Source organism: Vulcanisaeta distributa JCM 11216, from assembly GCF_001315985.1.
Taxonomy (GTDB): Archaea; Thermoproteota; Thermoprotei; order Thermoproteales; family Thermocladiaceae; genus Vulcanisaeta; species Vulcanisaeta distributa_E.
On record NZ_BBBI01000001.1, the window covers coordinates 244,238 to 263,093 of the forward strand.

Below are 18,856 nucleotides of genomic sequence, written 5' to 3' on the forward strand. Positions count from 1 at the left end.
TATTAATGAGGATAATGATTTATATTGGCAAGTACGAGGATTACGCATTGGCGAAGTTGATAATCAATAGGCTTAGTAGTAATGGCGTAGAGATAGTGGCTGCCAGGGACGTGGAGGTTAAGAACCTCGGCATACCGAGATGGGACGGCGCTCAGGGCGTTGATATAGCATGGTGATTGGCGGAGATGGGACAGTACTAAGGTTTTTACACGAAATTATTAATTCCACGGACATACCCATATTTCATGTAGGTACTGGCAGGGTTAATTACCTAAGTGACGTGAGCGCCAGGGAGTTACCTCAGGTTCTTGATAAGATAGTTAAGGGTGAGTACACGATTGAGGAGAGACTCACGTTAAAGGCCATTGCCGTGGACTTCGAGTGCACCGCGTTAAATGAGGTCTTGGTTAAGGGCGTTGATCCTGGCCACTTAATAAATGTTACGATTGTTGAGAATAGCGGTGAGGAGTTAATAAGGGCTAGGATGGATGGCGTCATAATAGCGACGCCCACGGGCTCCACGGCATACGCACTAGCGGCAGGGGGGGGCCCGGCGGTCGATATTAGGTTGGCCGTGAAGTTAATAGTACCCCCCCTAGCACCCTTCTCCAGGGCCTTGGTCCCCATTATACACCCATACGAGATACCAATTAAGGTATTAACGAGTGAGGTGGCCCACATACTCTGTGACGGCATTGTTGCGCAGAGGGGGGGTGCCGAGATACGTATTACGCCGGGTGACCGGAGGGTTAGGTTTATCAGGACTCGTCAGTATAGGATGTATGATAGGTTGTTTAGGAGGTTATTCATACCATGAGCCCTGGGGGATACTGTGATACTTGACACATCGGCGATACTTCATATGAGGGATTTACGCCCATTAATGGATATGGGTGACCTGGTGACTACGAATTACGTGATCAGTGAGTTAAGGGATGCTAGGGCGGTTGTTATACCTGAAATACTAAATATAAGCGTTTATGAGATTAGTGAGGATGAGATTGCCAACGCCCGGAGGAATTATCATATACCGAGGTTACTAAGTGATGCCGATGTTTCATTAATAGTCCTGGCCATGAGATTGAGGAATAAAAATCCGCTGGTGATTACTGATGATTCAATGTTGATAAAATTCCTTAGGAAATTGAAGATTAGGTATTCAGTGGTTTTCCTGAGAAGGCGTCAGTAGGGCCTTGGCCTTAACTTGAGCTTCCTTGGCACGTTCTCCTCAGGTATCTCGGCACCGGCCAACTCTATCGTTACGGTGTCCTGGAACCAGGGTGTTGACCTACCGAAGGCCCTGGGCATGTAGTTCCTGATCTTACGACCCTTATGAACGGCAGCATGGACAATAACCACATTATCAACATTGAGACCCCCTATAATTGGCATTGTTCTCGAGGTTCTTAAGAACCTCCAGGTAGGCCTTGGCAACCCTAACGGGCCACTTGGCCACTGGCCAGCCCTCCCAGGGCGTTGTGTGGTGCGCCTGCTTCTTGGTGAACCTCCTTATTGGTATTGGAGCCTTCATCTTAATGACGTTATTCAGGTACTCCTCGGCCTGCTTAATGGTGAAGCCCCCCCTAATGAACCTGGCAACCTCAACAGCCTTCTTCCAACTAATCCTATACTCATAACCGAGGGCCTTAACCACTTGGTCCTCGGTAATACTCGCTCCATAAGTCTCCCTAACCCTCTTGATGATATCCTCGGCATCAATGCTCCAGTCAATCCTAGCCATACCCAAACCAACGCGAGTAATGCAATATAAAAATATTTACCTACCGTAATTCACGAGGCAAATAACCTACGCGTCACTATAGACCTCCTTGATCAATTGTAAGTATACATATATGGACTTAATAATGTCATTAACCTCTACGTACTCGTCAGGTCCATGGGCACTGTTGATATTGCCAGGTCCATATGTCAATGCGTCTATGCCGGCTCTCTGTAAGTAACGAGTGTCAACAGGAACCCTTGATACGCCTACCCTGGGACTTATACGTAGTACATTACCTATGGCATTAATCAACTTATTTAACAACCTTGATCGATCATTTAGTGCAGATTCTATCTTACTTACTACGTAAATATCTATGGCCGATTTAATACCGCCCCTTAACTCGTTCATGTAATTTATTAATTCATTAAGTGCGGTCTCAACATCCTCGTTTGGTAGTATCCTCCTATCTATTGAAAATTGAAAGTAATCAGGCACGAGATTACGAGAATTACCACCCCCCCTAACGAAACCTCCTAACGTAATGGCCGCCCTCTCGCCCATGAACTGCCTACCCTCAATCCTAGGCTTCAACTCCTTAATTAATGCATAGGCCTCCCTAACACCGTCCTCGAAGGCATTAACTCCATACCAAGGCTGCGCGGCATGGCTTGGTATGCCCCCCCTAACAATAACATCCAACTGTAGTATTCCCATACTACCAATCCACACAGTGTCAAGCCCAGTGGGTTCTGCCACTATGGCGTAATCAGGCTTACTAACCTGGTCGATGAGGTAATTAACGCCTGTTAAGCGCCGATCTCCTCGTCCGGGGTGAAGGAGAATTCGACACACCCATGAAAGTCCTTAGCCTCACTAAGTTTCTTTGCTAGTAATACCAGGCTGTCACACCGCCCTTATCATCAGACGCGCCCCTACCGTAAATCCTATCATTAATAAGAACGGGCCTAAAGGGTTCCGTAATTAACCAACCTCCCCCTCCAGGAACCACATCATAGTGGGCATTAAAATGAATCCTATGGTCCCTGGAATTACACAGCTCAGCCACTAGTATGTATCTTGGGTAATCAATATACTCAGGATAATACCTCTCAATCACTGGCTTAGGTACCTCAATCATCCTCGTACTCAACCCAAAGTCCACTAACAACCTATCTAGGTAAGTTACGATTTCCAGGTAATTCTCGCCAGGCGGTGCTACCGTCCTCAGCCCAATTAGGTCCATTAATACGTTAATTACCTGCCTAGTGAATTCACTCATCTTCACTTAATTCATTATATATTGCTAATAATTCCTTACCAACAATACCCGGTGAGTGCCTTTGGGTAACAATAGCCTTAGCCCTGGCGCCAAGCTCCATGGCGTAATCAGGGTAGTTTATGAGCTCCTTAGCACTATCCAGGAAGCACTTAACGTCATCGACCTCGCACAATATGCCACCGTCGCCAACAACCTCGGGCATTGAATCCACGTTAGACGCAACGACAGGTATGCCCATGCTCATAGCCTCGAGCGCCGTGAATCCATAAGCCTCACCCCCCCTGGTTGGGAAGAGAAGCACGTCAAACTCAGCCATTAACTTAAGTAGTTCATCCCTCCTCATTGGATTGTGTACTCAATACCCTCAATCCTCCTTGGGCTTTTACCAACATAAACCTTCCTAACATGCCTTGGTAATTTAGACATTACGTTCTCTGCAATATCACCACCCTTCCTATGATACTCAACGCCGACGAAGCCCACTGTTATCTTATTATCGATTTTCCTAAAGCTCGTCCTCATTGGTGGTGGCACAACCCTAACGTCCCTAAACCCCCCCTCCTCCTCAAGGCCCTCCTTACTCCATTGCGTCCAGGTTATCATCACCACATTATCCCTATTGAATAAGTACCTAAAGGTCTTTACAGCAAGCCCATATAGTGAGTCCCTCCTTGATTTGCCCATGTACTTCTCGAATAAGTTGAATATTGGTTGGTCAATCTCCTGAACCCAGGGTGTGCGTGGTATGAAGAGGTTCAGGAAGAATGCATGGGTTAGACCCTTAATCTTAAGGGAGTATATGGGCTCTATTATAGCCTTGAGAAACCACTTTGATGAATTTATTGTTTCATTAATAACTTTATAACTAATGCCTGGGGGGGTGGGTATTCAAGTCTCAGCCTTACCCCAGTCCTCATTTCCCCAGAAACCTTATTCCTACTTACTATAATATTTACAAGCATAAATTAGGTTGAATAGGCGCAGGATTATTATAAATATTAATTTCCCTTCGCAATTCTCTGCCACTCATTATTAGTCTCACGTTAGTATGGCATGGCCGCTCAACAATAAATTAGAGGTAATCAAGCAATGAACCACGTCTCCTATTATAACCCGATTTACTACCCTCTTGTCTCGTAACCTCCACCGTTGATGGTTTCATTACTTTACCCTCCTTAATTAATTTCCTGGCCTGCTCAACTATCGAGTGGGCAAGCTTATCACCAAAACCCCTAATAGTGCTTATGACCCTCGGATCCGCATTGGCCAAGTCCTCAATGCTCCTGAAGCCAGCATTATAAAGTGCCCTAGCTCTGGCCCTGCCAATGCCTTCGAGGTTTGTTACGAATTCAATCAACTCATCTTTAACGCCGTATGTCAACCTCCACCTAAGTATGTTCAGTCTCTCCTCATGTCTTCTCATGTTGAGGGCATTGGCGAGCTTAGTCACCGCGCTGGCTAACCAATCCATCAAGTCACTATATACTCTCAAATCACCGGGCCCCCCCACGTCATAGTTCTTGTACAGCTCATCCTCGGAAACCTCGTTAGCCCAGTCAAGGAGCATCACTGCGGTCTTCACTGTGGAGAGGTAATCCTCAACCTCCTCATCCTCAAACTCCCCATTCTCAATTTCATCCCTAGTAATTGGTGGCTTAATCAATAGGTAATCCCAGTTATCGAGTACGAGTTCCAGGTAATCCTCGAACTCATTCCTCCTAACCCTCAGCCTCGGCACCTCCGGTGACTGAACAATTAAGTGAACGTAGCCTAGGTTGTTAGTTTCATCCCTAGTCCTAAGTCCACGAATATAGGTATTCGCCGTGTACGGGTCCAGGTATAGGTTATTTAGTAATGAACCCAGTACTGTTGCGGATATGTAATCATCCCTCCTCTCAAGGAACCCCCCCGACTCAACCAGAAAGTTAATGATGTCATCTACTCCTCCTCAACAGGTCTCTAAGGAATTCATTCCTGTGAAAGCCACCTTGCACGTATCCGAGGGTTGATGATATGAACCTCATCACGTCATCAATACTCGAGGCATAGCCGCTGGCTATTGCCGATAGCATGTGCGTGGCCAGGTTCTTATCAGTCAGGAACTTGGACTTTATGTCCTCAACCTTAGCACCTATATAGTTCCTAATTAGGTAATCAACCTCATCCTCGCCCCCCCTGGCAATGAGTATAGCCTCGCCGTACGGGTCAAGCCCAGGCCTACCGGCCCTACCGGCCATCTGCTTGTACTCCATCACGGGGAGCTCCTCCATGCCAATGCCGGCTCGTACCTCCTATACTCATGGATAATAACCCTCCTAGCCGGTAAATTAACGCCTGCGGCCAATGTCGTTGTCGCAACAACGACCTTGATCAGCCTATCCCTAAAGGATGATTCTATGATTGTCCTAGTTTCCATGTCGAGACCAGCATGATGAAACGCAACACCGCATCTAACAGTTTTCGATAACTCCTCACCAAGCAACTTGGATTGGGAGGCCTCGATTATCGCGCCAGAAATCCTCGCTAATGCGTTGGGTTCTATGAGCTTTGTGCCGTAATTGCATACGTAGTGGGCGATTTGCTGGGCGAGCTTGACCGTGTTTGCCCTTGAGTTAGTGAATACAAGAGCTTGACCGCCATTAATTATCGTATCCATCACAAGCGTTAATACGGGATTGCCCAAGTCCTTAATAGTCTCCCTGGACCCATCAGCATAGTAAATAACTCCATCATAGTACACACCCTCTCTAAGCTTCACGGGTCTCCAATCAGAGATCACGAGCTCTGCATTTAGGTAATTTGCGACCTCTTCGGCATTACCCACGGTAGCCGACAGGGCAAGCATCTGGGTATTAAGACCCAGTGCTTTTACCTTTGCAATTATTGATTCGATGGTTGGGCCTCTCCTATCATCATCGATATAGTGAATCTCATCAATGACCAAAACACCGACCTGCCTAAGCCACTCAGCCCTATGTCTCAGTATGCTGTCGAGCTTCTCATACGTGGTAACCACTATGTCATAATTCATGAGCCAGGCATCCTCCTATCATACTCACCGGTTGTTACGGCAATCCTAACACCAAGCTTCTCGTAAATCCTCAAGTCCCTGGCCTTCTCGTAGGCCAGGGCCCTCAGTGGTACGGCCATTATTGCCTTAACATTCCTCGTAAGCACGGCATTTACCATTGCCAATTCAGCCATTAGGGTCTTCCCAGTGGCTGTGCTTGTGCACATGACAATGTTCTTACCATCAAACAAGCCCTTGCGCACGGCCTCCTCCTGCGGTGGGTAAAGTTCCTGAATGCCCCCCCTCTCCCTAATTATGAAATCCCTCAATATGTCTGGAAGCGGCAGGTCAGTAACACGCAAACCAATCAACCAATTACCAATCTTCAACAGGATTAATAAAGAGTTAAGGCCTTATCAAACGCATAATTCATGGGCCTCGGTATCAATGTCCCAAGTACTCGGCCAATTACCACCAAACCTATCAATTAGGTATGGCCTTGCGTAGTCAGGCCATGAACCATCAAGCACGTAATTAGTAACGGCCAGGGCAAGGGCAGGGCCGACCTCGGCCCCCCCATACCCATTAAACCCACCAATAAGGAGTAGTCCATCATTGATGCGCCAATCACAGGTCTCGTGTCTGGTGTTCCCTCGCAATAACCAAACCTGGAACCAATGAGCCTGACCCTACCGAGCCTGGCCCTAACCTTTTTTCTGACCTCGTCTAGGAAATCATTGTCGACACCCCCCCTCTCCCTGCCTGGTTCCGTGACCTTAAAATTGCCATCACCGCCAACGATTATCGAAAGCCTCAAACTACTTAATGCATTATCGAGCATGGAACCAAGGGGGGGTCTCACGTAAATGCCGAGAACGTAATCATAAATTATATCATTTACCACCCTACCAAGGAACGCCGCTGCTTGGCACTTATAGGGCAGTAATGGCACCTTTAAATTGGCGTTCCTAATGATCATGGAATTCCAAGCACCAGAGGCAATAATTACGTAGTCACCACGGAACTCCCTACCATTTACCAAGACCTTAATGCCGCCATCAACAAACTTAATACTTGCGAAGCCATTAACGTAGTTGATACCCTTGATCTTACGAACCCTACTTATTAATAATGGGTAATTAACGAGGTTATCACCATTACTACTAAGTATGTAAACCTCCTCCTCACTAACCCTCTTGATACCGTACTCACTTACGTCACTTATGATTCGTGTACTCGCCCCAGCGTCATGCCACATACTCATTATTTGCATGGTATCGTTATAGCACGTGGTTGGTATTATCGTGATCGAATCCACGGGTCTCAACACATTGGTCCCAACCTCCCTGGACAATTCCCCCCCATACACATCCTCACTAATCCTCGCCAGCCTTATGTCCTCAGGAAACCTCAGGAGCTTTGAGTGGATAAGTGGGAACCTTGGCTTCTGTAGGTCTGAGTTTATCAGGGTGACGTTTACATTCCTCGAACTAAATAAGTACGTGAGCACCGTCCCTATAACACCTCCGCCAATTATCACGACATTCATGCACTGCCCAGACCTGGAATTAGGTATTAAGTATTAAGTTCTTTGCAGGGTATTTCATGAACGCCCACATTACTCGGCCGCGTAATGATTAATACATAGTCCCTCAACCCACCTTTATTCAGTAATTCGCCTATTCGGTCTCTAGGCGGTTCACGGTCAAAGACCCCAAATAGTGACGGACCAGCGCCGGATAATGCCACGCCAATCGCGCCAATCCTTAACAGGGCATCCTTAACCACTTGGTAGTGTGGGTAGAACTTGGCCCTTATTGGTTCAACGATTGAGTCACCCATCAACGCCTTACCGAGTATCTCCCTATTATTCGTTATCAATGAGTAAACTAGCATGGATACATAGGCCGAGTTATTCTTGAGGTCCTTCATGTCCACGGCGCTCGGCAACACCCTACGCATCTCCCCCCCCGTACTCACCTTACTACCGGCCAACACAATCGCAAGCCAATAATTACCGGGCACCTCAACCTTTACGAAATCCCCAGTCACAGGGTTAATAATGACCAAGCCACCCAGCAAGGACGCAGCCACATTATCCATGTGAGGAACACCAGCCGCCGCGGTTTCACCTAAGGCCGCGATATTTATTAATGACTTATAATCAAGGTTAGCACCCAATAACTTATTCAATGCGTAGGTTAGGGCTGCAGCGTCGGCACCACTACTACCCAAACCGCTTGCTGGTTTAATTTCCTTCTTAACGATAACCCTCACACTGAAGTCAAGCCCCCCCGTAACCCTCCTAAACTCCTCAATTACTGGGTAAAGCGTGGTGGCTCTATAATCGCTTGGTAAATAATGTGAGTAACTTCCAACAAATTTGATATCGTCATTACCACCCCCCCGTCTTACTTCCACGTAGATATCATCGTATGGTTCTATAATGGCAAGCGACATTATGTCAAATCCAGGTCCTAAATTGGCTATAGAGGCTGGGCTCCTAATACATATTGGCATTGTTAATAAATACGGTACCTATTTATAATCATTAACCTAGGCGTTCACTAATGAATGCCTTTTGTTTCGTTGACATGGAGGATCACTGGGTGTCGACCCACGTATTTAATTAATTACCTAAATACAGGGCAAGAACCTAGGCGTTGCATTAACTAAGGATTTAATGCACAGTGCATTCATGTAAGGATTTTAAGCCTTAATATCGATTCGTTGATCAGCGAATTATTACCGCTCTGGGTATGGTAACTCCTTCATTAGCGGTATTAAACCAGGTATCAACCACTTCTCCCACATCTCATCAACCCTCCTCTGTATGTACTCAATATCCTCATCAGTTAGGTGCTTAAACCTAGTCTGTCTCCTTATGTACTCCTTAACGGGCTTCCTCTTAATCTCGCCACTTGCTATTCTGGCGCTCGTGCTCGTCAGCTTGAACTTACCATACTCTATCTCAAAGAGCGGCCATATGCCCGTTTCGACTGCCAACTTACCTATTTCATGGCTGTACTTAGGTCGAAGCCCCCCCAGCCCTTCGGGCATGGGTCTAGGGTGTGTATGAATGTTGGTCCACCAATCTCCAGTGCCTTCCTTACCTTATTGTATAGGTCTATTGGGTCTGCCGCTATTGCCGTGGCCACGTACCTAACCTCCGGGTGCCCAACGGCCATCATTGCGGCCATGTTCTTCTTCCACCTATACTTCATGATCCTTACCTGCTTACCACTTGGCTGAAGGTCGTAAGTGCTCCGTATGGCGTCATTGTTGTTTCCTGTATATCCGTGTTTGCGCTGGATTCGTTATCATACATGAGTATTAGGAAGTTATACTTCGTGTGAGTCAGCGCATTGGAGACCTCCGACAGCCCCCCCGCATCTGCGCAGCCTAAGTCACCGCAAATGCCTATCACGTTTATCTTTTCATTGGGCAGCTTGCCCTTCTCCATAAGTGCCTTCAACGCGGCTGCCGTACCAACCACGGCCGACCCAGTCCCAGACAGTTGAGTGTGTATCCAGGGTAGCGCCCAGGCCGTTGTGTAATACGTCGTGTTAGCAACGTACATGCACCCAGTCGCTCCAATAACAATTGTGTTAGGGCCAGCCGCCTTGGCAACCCACCTAAGCACCATTGCCGACTCACAGCCCTGGCAGGTCCTATGACCAGCATCAAAATACTCAGTCTGAGCCATCTGTAGTAGGTCCTTGACTGTTCTGGCGAGCTTGATCGATACCGTCACACCCAATCACCCCCCCATACCCTCCTTATAAATTTTTCTTCTATCCCCCCCATTTTACTCTCTAACTCCATACCAAATCACCCTCTGCTCAACCCTACCTTTTCTAGCTGCATCCAAAGCCATATTGAACATATTAATCGCATCGTTATAGGTGATCTCCCTACCACCAAGACCACCAATGAAGTTCATCATCAATGGCCTATGCTCCGCCTCGTACAATGCACTCCTAATCTCGGTGAAGACAGCACCACCGTCAAATGGCGAACCAAAGGAGTAATCCCTATCCACGACAGCCACGACCTTAACGCCACTCAAGTAGCGTATTATATCATCAGTTGGGAATGGCCTGAACCACCTAATCCTCAGGAAACCAACTCTCTCACCCTTAGCCCTTAATCTCCTAACGGCCTCCTTAATTGGCTTAGAAACGGTGCCCATGCCGACCATGACCACATCAGCATCCTCAACCATGTACGGCTCAACAAATGGGTTCCCATAGTCTCTACCGAAGATCTTCGCGAAGTCCCTATAGGCCTCCTCAATAACCTTCCTCGCATTCTTCATCGCCTCATCCATCTGCTTCCTAATCTCCGTAACCCAATCCTCATTGACCTGCGGCGCCACACTAATCACATTGCTTGGGTGTAGCTTCCTATTGCCTAGGTCGTATGGCGGTAGGAACTTCTGAACCTTTGACTTAGGCGGTATCTTAAACACGTGCTCACTATGCGTCAGGAATGCACCATCCATTGAGATGCCCACCGGAAGCATGACCCTCGGGTCCTCAGCAACCCTGTACGCAATTAACGTGGTGTCTAAGGCCTCCTGGGCCGTATCAACCCAGACCAGGAGCCAGCCCACGTCCCTGACCATTAATGCGTCATTATGTTCGACACCATATGCGCCGGGGGGGTCGTCCAACGCCCTATTGCCTATCAATGCAACCACTGGGTACCTATCGGTGCTTATGGCCACGATGGCCTCAATAGCCAGTAACCAACCGACACCGCTTGACCCAACGAATGTCCTGGCGCCAACCGCGGATGCGTGCTTAACAATCTCGAACTGGTCATGCTCGTGGGCAGCCACTATGTACTCGGCCTTCAGGTATCCATCAGCTATTAACCTAGCCACTGTCTGCATGACACCGCCATAGGGCCTTATTGGGTATGCTGACGTCACGTCAATGTCGGCAAGCATTAATGCGTAGGCAACGGCGTCGGTGCCCGTACCAACAACCTCCACCTCCTCATCCCCCCCTTAAGCACTGCCTCGAGACGCTTGGATTCAAGTGCGGAGACGGACATGCCCCCCCTCACCTCTTCCTCACACTTATTACCTGCGCCTTTGGTAATAATGACTCAAACCACTTCCTATAGGCCTCCCTATTCTCCTTCCAAGCCCTGTACTCATCAATGAACTTCCCATAGCCATCCTCAAACTCCATCTCATCAACCATAATTATTGTGTCAGGCACTGGGCAAACCTCAGCGCACACTCCGCAACCCTTGCAGTAGGCTAGTGCTGGGTTGAAGTAGCCGTCTGGCGTGACGTCAAACACAGAGTCTGGGCAATACTCCCAACACAGGCTGCACTTTATGCACTTGTCGAAGTTAATCACGGGCCTATAATGCTTGGCAGTGCCGCCAGTGAAGTATGGGTTCCTCTGGTTCGGCTTTAGGCCTGGTATTGCGCCGCCAATCATCATGTCCTTCCAACCGGGTAAGTGCGGTGGTTCATACTTATACGGCAGGCCCTCGCCAGGTCTGACCTCCCTCAACTTAACGAGTGATTGATAGGCCTCTAAAGCCCTGTTAACCCTCTCGCTGGGCTTATCAAGGCTCTCCAGGTACCTCTTAACATCATCAAGAGTGAGTATGCTGGGCATTACCTTGGCAATGGCGCCGAGGACCCTCTCCACAGTGCCGTCATCCGGGAATGTCCAGAAATCACCAATACTCCTCTCACCATAAACAACGACCAGGGTGTATGGGGGGGAGTCCCTGGCAGGTATGAACTTAAGTAACTCATCTGGGTTCCTCTTGGAAACCACGATTAATAAACCACCAGCCTCAACTTAAGATGGACTGGCTGAATGCCCTGCCAAGCCCAGGACTCAACACCCTTGAGTATGGTGTCATCAAGCACTATCGATACATCAACGTAGTCGGGCTCAACCCTAGCAGCCTCAGCATCCAGAACCTCCTCGCTTGCGCCCTTGGCTACAACCACGAAGTACTTCGCAGGTGAACCATCCCTCTCCGGGTCATCACCATACCTCTGGTAGGACAATGCAACATTACCAGCCATCCTAGCCGCGTAAACAATCCCCCTGGCTAAATTCCTGGCCAAGTGTCTCTGGTGTATCCCCCCTATAAATGATCTCTATCGTGTATATACTTGAAGCTTGAACAGACATTCTAATCAGAGATTGATTATATTGTACTTTTAAAGCAATGCCCTCCCAAGTATATTAAAAATAACACATTCGATACGTTCTTTACGTGGACTCCGGTTTATAAACAATAATATATAGCATATATAGATCTACGAAACCAACTGATTAATCCGTTCCCTAACCCTGGCCAGGGCCTCCGCGTTCTCCCTAAAATCATCCATTAGGTTATTTACGAAGTTTTCATCGATCTCCTCAGGCCTAGACAACGCCTCCCTAACCATCTCCTCAAGTGTGGCGCATCTTCTGAATACGTAATAAATAGCGTCGATATCAGCATCGCTTAGGCTTATTATCCCGGCCTCCAAGGCCTTGGAGACCACGTTCCATCCCCCAATCACCGATAGTACTCTCGCTAGGAATTTCTATGTTTGCTTCCCTCAATTTCTCAAGCAATTTCTCCACAGTAAGTGCAACGGCATTCCTCAACCCAACAATTATCGCATTTAACCTGTCAATCACGACAATATAAAACTAAATTAATAATTATAAGTATTTCGTAATTAAATAAAAAGTGTTTCAAATAAGCACCCTCTTAACGTAACCAGGCTTAGGCATATAAATATCCCCTGACTTAAGTAGAATATTTATTGCCTTATCCACCGCCTGCCTATCAAGGCCTGCGGCCTCGGCCTCCTTATACAGGTCCTCGACTCTAACGGCTTACCGCCACTGGACTCCTCGAGTTGAGCCAGTAGGTTCATTATCAATGCCATCCTCTCCTGGGTTGACTTCGGCTTTCCAGTCATTATTATGTCAATATCGATCTTCCCAGACTCAACATCAATACCAACACTACTCAGGTACTTCATGAAGAGCCTAATGGCCCTATCAGCATCCTCAGCCTCAACCACGGGGGGGCTAAGCCTCATCTTAGCCTCAGCCTCGGAAAGCCTAATCAAGGCTTCCAACTGCCTAGCCGTTATGGCAATTGGCGAATCCGGTTCCCTGGACTTCGCCCTCATCTGCACGTAGAACTGCACAATCCTCTCCCTGGCCTCTGGCGTTAGTACTGGCTTGACGTGCTTACGGGCATAGGCAATGTACTTCCTAAGTAGGTCAGGCGGTATAATATCGGCAAAACCCTCGGGAACCTCGCCAGCATGCAGTGTCGTTATGTGCTCGGCAATTGCCTTGTCTCTATCTAAGTTTGGCTCATCCCTAATGATGAATATTAGGTCAAACCTCGATAATAAGGTGACGGGTAGGTCCACGTTCTCAGCCACAGTCCTATTGGGCAGGTACCTACCGAAGGCCGGATTAGCGGCGGCTAGAACACTACACCTGGCGTTCAGCGTTGCCACAATGCCAGCCTTGGCTATAGATACCGTTTGCTGCTCAAGGGCTTCATGAATCGCTACCCTGTCCTTGGTATCCATCTTATCAATCTCGTCAATAACAGCCACACCCGTGTCAGCAAGGACCAATGCACCGGCCTCTAGGTAGAACTCGCCAGTGTCCTTCTCGCGCACGACGGCCGCCGTCAGGCCGGCCGCCGAGCTACCCTTGCCTGTGGTGTATACGGCCCTTGGGGGGGCTATCTTGGTTACGAACCTAAGCAACTGCGTCTTAGCCATACCTGGGTCGCCAACGAGCAGTATGTGTATGTCACCCCTAACCCTAATGCCGTCTGGGTAGACCTTGGGTACGCCGCCGAAGAGTAGGCAGCTATGGATTCCTTAATGTCCTCCATGCCGTATATGGAGGGCGCTATTGACTTGATTATCCTCTCCCTAACGTCGGGCATCTTCGAAAGCTCCAGTATCCTCTTCTCATCCTCCGGCGTAATCTCGATCTCCACCAACTCCCTCTGCTGGCTCTCCACGTAATTAACCTCCATGAAGCTGGAGACAACGGGTGGCTTACCCTTCCTTAAGTCGGCTAGGTCGAGGTTCATGATACCAACCAGGTAAACCCTATCGCCGGGCTTCACGGTATCGACCAAGTCATCAAGCAGTATCGCCTCAATACTCCTAGGCAACTGACCCGGTGGCAACTCCTCGGGCTTCTCCTGAACGATTACCTTCTGCCAATCAATGAACTCACTCCTCTCCTCAACAAACACCATACTATTCAATGCACCACACTTGGGACAACGCTTCGGCGGCTGAACAAAGCCCGTGGTTGGTTGGGGAATCTCAACCTCATAGCCACACTGCGAGCACCTGAACACGGACCTCCTAAGGTAATGCTTGGGCGGCGTCTGCCTGGTTATTATACCCTCAACCATTATCAACTTACCCAAGACCTCACTCCTCAATCTCCTAATGGGCAGAGACTCAGGGAGTCTCCTAAACCTCATGTAGAAATTCCTAACCGACTTAGCCAGCTCTGGATCCCTCTCAGTTATCGCCTGCCTAACAGCCTCAGAACCGGCCTGAATAACCAACTGAGGTCTCTCAAGAAGCATGTCGGCGAGGTCCTTATTGCTAATTAGTAGGTCGTGGAAGTCAATCACCAAGGACCTCTTCCTCTGTATGATCATGTTATTAATCTCATCAACATACCTATCACTCGACTCAATAAAGCCCCCCCTAAGCCCCCCCTGGATCAACGAGTCGAGACTAACCTCGGCGGTTTCCGGCGTAGTCATTGCAGGCCCACCACTGCATTGAGGAATTCCTTGATTAATGGTGCGATGGATTTAACGAGCTCCTCCTCCTCAATAGTTAGCTTGTCCAGGAAGTCCCTGGAATCCGCAATGCCGGGGGGGTTGACGGCAATTAACGTGAGTATCTTCCTAAGCCTCAACTGGGCGAGCTCCCTCAATTGCTGGGCGTAGATCCTAACGCTCTTCTGATCACCACTAACCATGCTGAGCCTAGCCCTGATGTAGAAGTCCCTGGGCAACTCCCTTAATTCACTGGGAGCCCTATTCTCAAGCCAAACCCTCTTAAGAATCTCCTCACTACCGACCCTATCCTCATCAAGCAGGGAGGCAACACCGCGCTTAATCAGGACCTCAAGCACGTTGGGTGGTGCATTAATTACGGAACCAGCCTTGGCAGGGGGGGCAATACTGATTATGCCTAGGTCAACCCCATCAACGTCCCGCGTCAACACAGCCCTAACGCTAGGCATTAAGTACGAAAAACCCATCAAAAGTAACTACCACAAACCAATTAAAAAGGCACTACAGGAAAAGGATAAGTAATATTGATGAGATCCTAAGATGCAAAATCACGGCAATCCCCATCCATCACATCCTCAATAGCCCTCTCAATCTCCTCAACAGCGATAGACCACCAAGCCTAATCACAATCCTCCCAGCAGCGTCCTTAACCATACCCTCACTAATGGCATATCAAGCCACTAAATTAAGCATTCACCTAACCCACAACCTAACCCAACTGCTGGGATTTAGTAACATCCATGTAATCAACCTCAACCACATCCCTAGGATCAACACCAAGAGACTTGCTCAGGCGGTCAAGCACGTCAAGGGCATAATCAGCACTGGCGCCATAATCGGAGAAGGCAGAGAACTGAAGACCGGAATGCGCGATAATCCTAACCTCAGTCTCTGAGCCACGCTCAATAATCAAGGTCATGCAGGCGAGGTAATGACCAATCCTAAAGAAGAACTTCTGCCCAAACGCAACGGCAACCCTGGGGGGGTTAGTACCCAAAACCGTGAAGTAAATATTAGAGGCTGGGTCATAATCCTTAATCACGTTAATGACAGAATCGAAACTCACAGGGAAGATGGCCCTAACTCCGTGAGCCAAAACCCTATTACTCATCAAATCAGCATGAACCAAACGCATTCTTAAAGATATTTACTACATCGTTATTCCTTGGATCACTAAGGGCCTTCTCAATAGCATTGTGAAGACTTGAATCATCATTAACATACCCATAATCACGAAGAAAACTCTCCAAAGACGGAACTACAAAGATAAAACGAAAATGAACAATGCCGCCCTTATACCTCAAGGCACAGTCATAGTACGTGAAGGACCTCACACGAACTTCCTGCCCACAATCCATGCCCGGTTTATGCTGTGGAAACCTATAATAGTTACTAATGAGATTATCAACGTCACGTCTCAATTTATTGAAGGCACCAACCGCATCGTTAGAGTCGGAATCGCGTAAGACCAATACCCTAGTAAATGATTCACGGATAGAACGTAATTTACTAATTAGGATCATGACATTACGATTAAGCTATCCCTACCACCCTCAACAATGATTGGAACGTAAGGAAGCCGCCTGCTATCTATAATATGCCTAATAATGGAGTCCTTATACTCAGGGCCCTGGTCCTTAACCTTGCAATTAACGTTAATCCTTCTGATCAATTCCTTAATAAATTCATAATCGTGCTTACCCTCACATAATATAATCAAGGCGTGGTTAGGGACCCCCCCTGAGGTCTGACTCGAGTTCATGTCTCTCGTCATACGCCTCCTCACCGCTCAACTGCTCATAATCAATACTACCATCAGGCATTAAGTAAAGCCTAACCAACCTAACCCTATCAAGAACACCACCCTCCTTAGCCGCATTAAGCAGGTAATCAAGGAACTCAAGGGACTGCGTGGCCATAACGAACTGAATACGATTAAGGAACCTAGCTCGACAATGTACTTAGTTATTACCTCCATAAAGCCAGGGTGTAAGTGAGTCTCAGGCTCGTCGATTAAGGCAACGTCAATGCCCATGATAATGAGACTAAGCATCCTAACCAAGGCCTTAAAGCCATCACCCATCAAGTCATAGGGTACGGAGACCCTATTACCATTAAAATCAAGAATAACCTGCCCGCCCCCCCTATAATCATAGAAATAATGAACCTCCTTCCTCAATAGGTCAATTAACTCCGTCTGCTTATCGGGAGATAAATCATCTATTAAAAATGGGTATAACGACGAGTGTTGTATATGTATTGGTTCAACTTTCACCCTTTTACCAGTAATGATTATCTGACTTTCCGAAATAACTTTTCTTAACTGAATATTTACTAATCTCTTGGCTTCGAATGAATTTAATCCTAGCCCTTTCAACTCATTAATTATATTCTCACTAACTCCTACTTCACTTAAGGGCGGTAATGCAACATTAAGCAGCTCACCATCAACATACGTACTTATGAAAATAGCATCCATTAACAGATCACTTACATGATTACTAAATACGGAAATCACACCGTCAACAAATTCCTTAATTGCATCAGGAAGATTCTTAACATCTTTACGTTCATGGACTAAGCGATCCCGCAATCCTCTACGAAACGCTTCCATAAGAATTTCTTGAGATCTCGGCGTTAACTCGGTGATCGATTTCACTACTTCTTGCATCACGTTATCGCGGAGATCACCAAGCCCATTGATGCCCTTGGTCACCCTCACCTCAATACTATGCTTCACGCCTTGGTCAACCACATCGCCAGAAATAATGGCAAGGCCCTTACTACTCCTTAAATTAATTAAGTACCTACTCTTTGACTTAAGGTTTGAGAGCACATCGATGTTGGATGTGGCGACTTTAAAGTCATTAATTGATGAGAGGAGTAACTCGATGGCTTCCAGTGCCGTGCTCTTACCCGTATTATTCCTGCCAACGAATATCGTAATATCGCCAAGCTCAATATCAAGCCTGGTGAAGGGACCGTAATCCTCAAGCAGCAGCTGCCTCAATACAGTAACCACAAAGCAATTATAATAACTCAGTTAAAATGCCTTTTGAGGAGTTAAGTCACGACATACTCGCCCCCTCATCGTCGATCTCGACCACCACGTACTGAGAAGGGTTGTGACAAAGGCGTAGGCGGGCATTAAAGCCGCTATCATTATTGGTACGTAAGTAGCCGTGTAAAGGACTATTAAATCATTAGGCGTTGGCGTGGTGGTTATTAAGTGGGGGGGTGGAAAACCTAGAACTACGTATAAGTAAGCAACTTCAAAAATGGGCGTGATTAGACATATGGCTAGATAAATCAGGGATTGAAGAAGAGCTCTCCTAAACCCATATTTAAACTCCACAATATCGTCTCTAAGGAACTTAGCCACAAGGACAAAACCAATTATTGAAATAGCCACTTGGTAGAGCATTGACAGTGAAAAACCCTTAACTACTACGGGCGGAACAATGAAAACCCAGGCAAATGGATTAAGAAAAACGGCAACACCAAGCCCGTACAATAAGCGGATATAATTTTGAGACATACTTATCACCATTAATTTCTGAGCCTAAGAGACATTTAAGTTTTGGCAGGACCACATAATTTAAACCCACACCCTCAGTTTTAGTAAGAGACGCCATATGACAGCTTCATTATGGTGGGCTTTTTCTCCGGATATTCAGACAAAAATACTCGAGAAATGATGAGGAAGATTAATAAGCGGTGCTGATGGTTAAGTAATTGGATGAGCTCCTCCCGTCCCCCCCACTGAACAGTGATGTGAACCGGGCCGGCAGTGATCAACCCCCCCTAATAAATCAACACATTAATGATCATCTAACCCCCCCACCTCATCACACCTCAGCCTAGGATGCCCAATCACCATCACTCAATGCCCAAAATGTCTCATCAACCTTACCCAGGAATTTTCAAAAATAATACCAGCGATATCTATATATATTAGTTAAAATAAGGTGACTTAATGAACCGAGCAATGAATAAGAGG

General features: G+C 47.2%; 24 protein-coding genes and 4 pseudogenes. 3 read left to right on the top strand and 25 right to left on the bottom strand.

Annotated elements, in window-relative coordinates; translation table 11 throughout:
- The first annotated feature begins 5 nt into the window (after positions 1-5).
- Genes JCM11216_RS14920 through JCM11216_RS01425 form a run of 3 tightly spaced genes read left to right on the top strand, consistent with a single transcriptional unit; the run spans position 6 to position 1,189 of the window.
- The gene (locus tag JCM11216_RS14920; RefSeq protein WP_243674755.1) at positions 6-176 is read left to right on the top strand and encodes a hypothetical protein; all 171 of its coding nucleotides are present in this window, start codon (positions 6-8) and stop codon (positions 174-176) included.
- The gene (locus JCM11216_RS01420) at positions 170-817 is read left to right on the top strand and encodes an NAD(+)/NADH kinase (RefSeq protein WP_054853063.1); all 648 of its coding nucleotides are present in this window, start codon (positions 170-172) and stop codon (positions 815-817) included. Before JCM11216_RS14920 ends, JCM11216_RS01420 begins: the two co-directional genes overlap by 7 nt.
- Before the next feature lie 15 nt (positions 818-832).
- Entirely contained in the window at positions 833-1,189 is a 357-nt protein-coding gene (locus JCM11216_RS01425) for a twitching motility protein PilT (protein WP_243674756.1), read from the top strand.
- Here the strand turns inward: JCM11216_RS01425 and JCM11216_RS01430 are convergent.
- The 25 genes and pseudogenes from JCM11216_RS01430 to JCM11216_RS01520 form a co-directional block, all read right to left on the bottom strand.
- Positions 1,183-1,741, bottom strand: a pseudogene (locus JCM11216_RS01430) (50S ribosomal protein L22). The gene JCM11216_RS01425 and the pseudogene JCM11216_RS01430 overlap by 7 nt on opposite strands.
- A 66-nt stretch (positions 1,742-1,807) precedes the next feature.
- A pseudogene (locus tag JCM11216_RS14925) lies at positions 1,808-2,864 on the bottom strand (M20/M25/M40 family metallo-hydrolase).
- 133 nt (positions 2,865-2,997) lie between these two features.
- Positions 2,998-3,348 (bottom strand): glycosyltransferase family 4 protein, encoded by a 351-nt coding sequence (locus JCM11216_RS01445; RefSeq protein ID WP_054853067.1) that lies wholly within the window; start codon positions 3,346-3,348, stop codon positions 2,998-3,000.
- Positions 3,345-3,689 carry a hypothetical protein gene (locus JCM11216_RS01450; RefSeq protein WP_054853068.1) on the bottom strand — a complete coding sequence of 115 codons (345 nt, stop codon included), beginning with the start codon at positions 3,687-3,689 and terminating at the stop codon, positions 3,345-3,347. The genes JCM11216_RS01445 and JCM11216_RS01450 overlap by 4 nt, the downstream gene beginning before the upstream one ends.
- 388 nt (positions 3,690-4,077) lie before the next feature.
- A complete protein-coding gene (locus JCM11216_RS14930) occupies positions 4,078-4,743 on the bottom strand; it encodes a helix-hairpin-helix domain-containing protein (protein ID WP_243674757.1) in 666 nt (221 codons plus the stop codon).
- A 196-nt stretch (positions 4,744-4,939) separates the two neighbouring features.
- Positions 4,940-5,260: a hypothetical protein gene (locus tag JCM11216_RS14935; protein ID WP_243674758.1), complete on the bottom strand. Its 321-nt coding sequence runs from the start codon at positions 5,258-5,260 to the stop codon at positions 4,940-4,942.
- Positions 5,257-5,661 carry a helicase-related protein gene (locus tag JCM11216_RS14940; protein ID WP_243674835.1) on the bottom strand — a complete coding sequence of 135 codons (405 nt, stop codon included), beginning with the start codon at positions 5,659-5,661 and terminating at the stop codon, positions 5,257-5,259. The genes JCM11216_RS14935 and JCM11216_RS14940 overlap by 4 nt, the downstream gene beginning before the upstream one ends.
- Before the next feature lie 222 nt (positions 5,662-5,883).
- A pseudogene (locus JCM11216_RS14945) lies at positions 5,884-6,242 on the bottom strand (DEAD/DEAH box helicase); the annotation flags it as partial.
- A gap of 260 nt (positions 6,243-6,502) precedes the next feature.
- Positions 6,503-7,564, bottom strand: coding sequence for an FAD-dependent oxidoreductase (locus JCM11216_RS01460; RefSeq protein WP_243674759.1), 1,062 nt, complete (start codon positions 7,562-7,564; stop codon positions 6,503-6,505).
- 26 nt (positions 7,565-7,590) lie between these two features.
- Positions 7,591-8,535, bottom strand: coding sequence for a homoserine kinase (locus JCM11216_RS01465; protein ID WP_054853069.1), 945 nt, complete (start codon positions 8,533-8,535; stop codon positions 7,591-7,593).
- A gap of 225 nt (positions 8,536-8,760) precedes the next feature.
- A complete protein-coding gene (locus JCM11216_RS14950; protein WP_243674760.1) occupies positions 8,761-9,021 on the bottom strand; it encodes a hypothetical protein in 261 nt (86 codons plus the stop codon).
- A 5-nt stretch (positions 9,022-9,026) separates the two neighbouring features.
- Positions 9,027-9,239, bottom strand: coding sequence for a hypothetical protein (locus JCM11216_RS14955; protein WP_243674761.1), 213 nt, complete (start codon positions 9,237-9,239; stop codon positions 9,027-9,029).
- A gap of 5 nt (positions 9,240-9,244) precedes the next feature.
- Entirely contained in the window at positions 9,245-9,769 is a 525-nt protein-coding gene (locus JCM11216_RS14960) for a thiamine pyrophosphate-dependent enzyme (protein ID WP_243674762.1), read from the bottom strand.
- Between the two features lie 54 nt (positions 9,770-9,823).
- On the bottom strand, positions 9,824-11,014 hold the full coding sequence (locus JCM11216_RS01475) for a pyruvate ferredoxin oxidoreductase (protein ID WP_054853070.1): 1,191 nt from the start codon (positions 11,012-11,014) through the stop codon (positions 9,824-9,826).
- A gap of 70 nt (positions 11,015-11,084) precedes the next feature.
- Positions 11,085-11,822 carry a 4Fe-4S binding protein gene (locus tag JCM11216_RS01480; protein WP_243674763.1) on the bottom strand — a complete coding sequence of 246 codons (738 nt, stop codon included), beginning with the start codon at positions 11,820-11,822 and terminating at the stop codon, positions 11,085-11,087.
- 2 nt (positions 11,823-11,824) lie between these two features.
- Positions 11,825-12,121 carry a hypothetical protein gene (locus JCM11216_RS14965; RefSeq protein ID WP_243674764.1) on the bottom strand — a complete coding sequence of 99 codons (297 nt, stop codon included), beginning with the start codon at positions 12,119-12,121 and terminating at the stop codon, positions 11,825-11,827.
- Between the two features lie 195 nt (positions 12,122-12,316).
- Positions 12,317-12,547, bottom strand: coding sequence for a hypothetical protein (locus tag JCM11216_RS14970; RefSeq protein ID WP_243674765.1), 231 nt, complete (start codon positions 12,545-12,547; stop codon positions 12,317-12,319).
- Positions 12,498-12,686, bottom strand: coding sequence for a hypothetical protein (locus JCM11216_RS14975; RefSeq protein WP_243674766.1), 189 nt, complete (start codon positions 12,684-12,686; stop codon positions 12,498-12,500). Before JCM11216_RS14975 ends, JCM11216_RS14970 begins: the two co-directional genes overlap by 50 nt.
- 57 nt (positions 12,687-12,743) lie before the next feature.
- Positions 12,744-14,817 (bottom strand): annotated as a pseudogene (locus tag JCM11216_RS01490) (minichromosome maintenance protein MCM).
- Positions 14,814-15,323, bottom strand: a complete 510-nt coding sequence (locus tag JCM11216_RS01495; protein ID WP_054853071.1) for a hypothetical protein — start codon at positions 15,321-15,323, stop codon at positions 14,814-14,816. The pseudogene JCM11216_RS01490 and the gene JCM11216_RS01495 overlap by 4 nt, the downstream one beginning before the upstream one ends.
- 242 nt (positions 15,324-15,565) lie before the next feature.
- Positions 15,566-15,967: a hypothetical protein gene (locus JCM11216_RS01500; RefSeq protein ID WP_054853142.1), complete on the bottom strand. Its 402-nt coding sequence runs from the start codon at positions 15,965-15,967 to the stop codon at positions 15,566-15,568.
- 4 nt (positions 15,968-15,971) lie between these two features.
- Positions 15,972-16,328 carry a hypothetical protein gene (locus tag JCM11216_RS01505; protein WP_243674767.1) on the bottom strand — a complete coding sequence of 119 codons (357 nt, stop codon included), beginning with the start codon at positions 16,326-16,328 and terminating at the stop codon, positions 15,972-15,974.
- Between the two features lie 47 nt (positions 16,329-16,375).
- Entirely contained in the window at positions 16,376-16,576 is a 201-nt protein-coding gene (locus JCM11216_RS01510; RefSeq protein WP_243674768.1) for a hypothetical protein, read from the bottom strand.
- A gap of 102 nt (positions 16,577-16,678) precedes the next feature.
- A complete protein-coding gene (locus tag JCM11216_RS01515; protein ID WP_054853074.1) occupies positions 16,679-17,878 on the bottom strand; it encodes an AAA family ATPase in 1,200 nt (399 codons plus the stop codon).
- A 21-nt stretch (positions 17,879-17,899) separates the two neighbouring features.
- Positions 17,900-18,370, bottom strand: coding sequence for a hypothetical protein (locus JCM11216_RS01520; RefSeq protein ID WP_243674769.1), 471 nt, complete (start codon positions 18,368-18,370; stop codon positions 17,900-17,902).
- Between the last annotated feature and the right edge of the window lie 486 nt (positions 18,371-18,856).

What these genes read in the sequence shown, in the direction of transcription:
- JCM11216_RS14920 (WP_243674755.1), top strand. Translation starts at nt 6, where the DNA reads ATGAGGATAATGATTTATATTGGCAAGTACGAGGATTACGCATTGGCG.
- JCM11216_RS01420 (WP_054853063.1), top strand. Translation starts at nt 170, where the DNA reads ATGGTGATTGGCGGAGATGGGACAGTACTAAGGTTTTTACACGAAATT.
- JCM11216_RS01445 (WP_054853067.1), bottom strand. Translation starts at nt 3,348, where the DNA reads ATGAGGAGGGATGAACTACTTAAGTTAATGGCTGAGTTTGACGTGCTT.
- JCM11216_RS01450 (WP_054853068.1), bottom strand. Translation starts at nt 3,689, where the DNA reads ATGGGCAAATCAAGGAGGGACTCACTATATGGGCTTGCTGTAAAGACC.
- JCM11216_RS14940 (WP_243674835.1), bottom strand. Translation starts at nt 5,661, where the DNA reads ATGGATACGATAATTAATGGCGGTCAAGCTCTTGTATTCACTAACTCA.
- JCM11216_RS01460 (WP_243674759.1), bottom strand. Translation starts at nt 7,564, where the DNA reads ATGAATGTCGTGATAATTGGCGGAGGTGTTATAGGGACGGTGCTCACG.
- JCM11216_RS01465 (WP_054853069.1), bottom strand. Translation starts at nt 8,535, where the DNA reads ATGCCAATATGTATTAGGAGCCCAGCCTCTATAGCCAATTTAGGACCT.
- JCM11216_RS14955 (WP_243674761.1), bottom strand. Translation starts at nt 9,239, where the DNA reads ATGAAGTATAGGTGGAAGAAGAACATGGCCGCAATGATGGCCGTTGGG.
- JCM11216_RS01495 (WP_054853071.1), bottom strand. Translation starts at nt 15,323, where the DNA reads ATGGGTTTTTCGTACTTAATGCCTAGCGTTAGGGCTGTGTTGACGCGG.
- JCM11216_RS01500 (WP_054853142.1), bottom strand. Translation starts at nt 15,967, where the DNA reads ATGAGTAATAGGGTTTTGGCTCACGGAGTTAGGGCCATCTTCCCTGTG.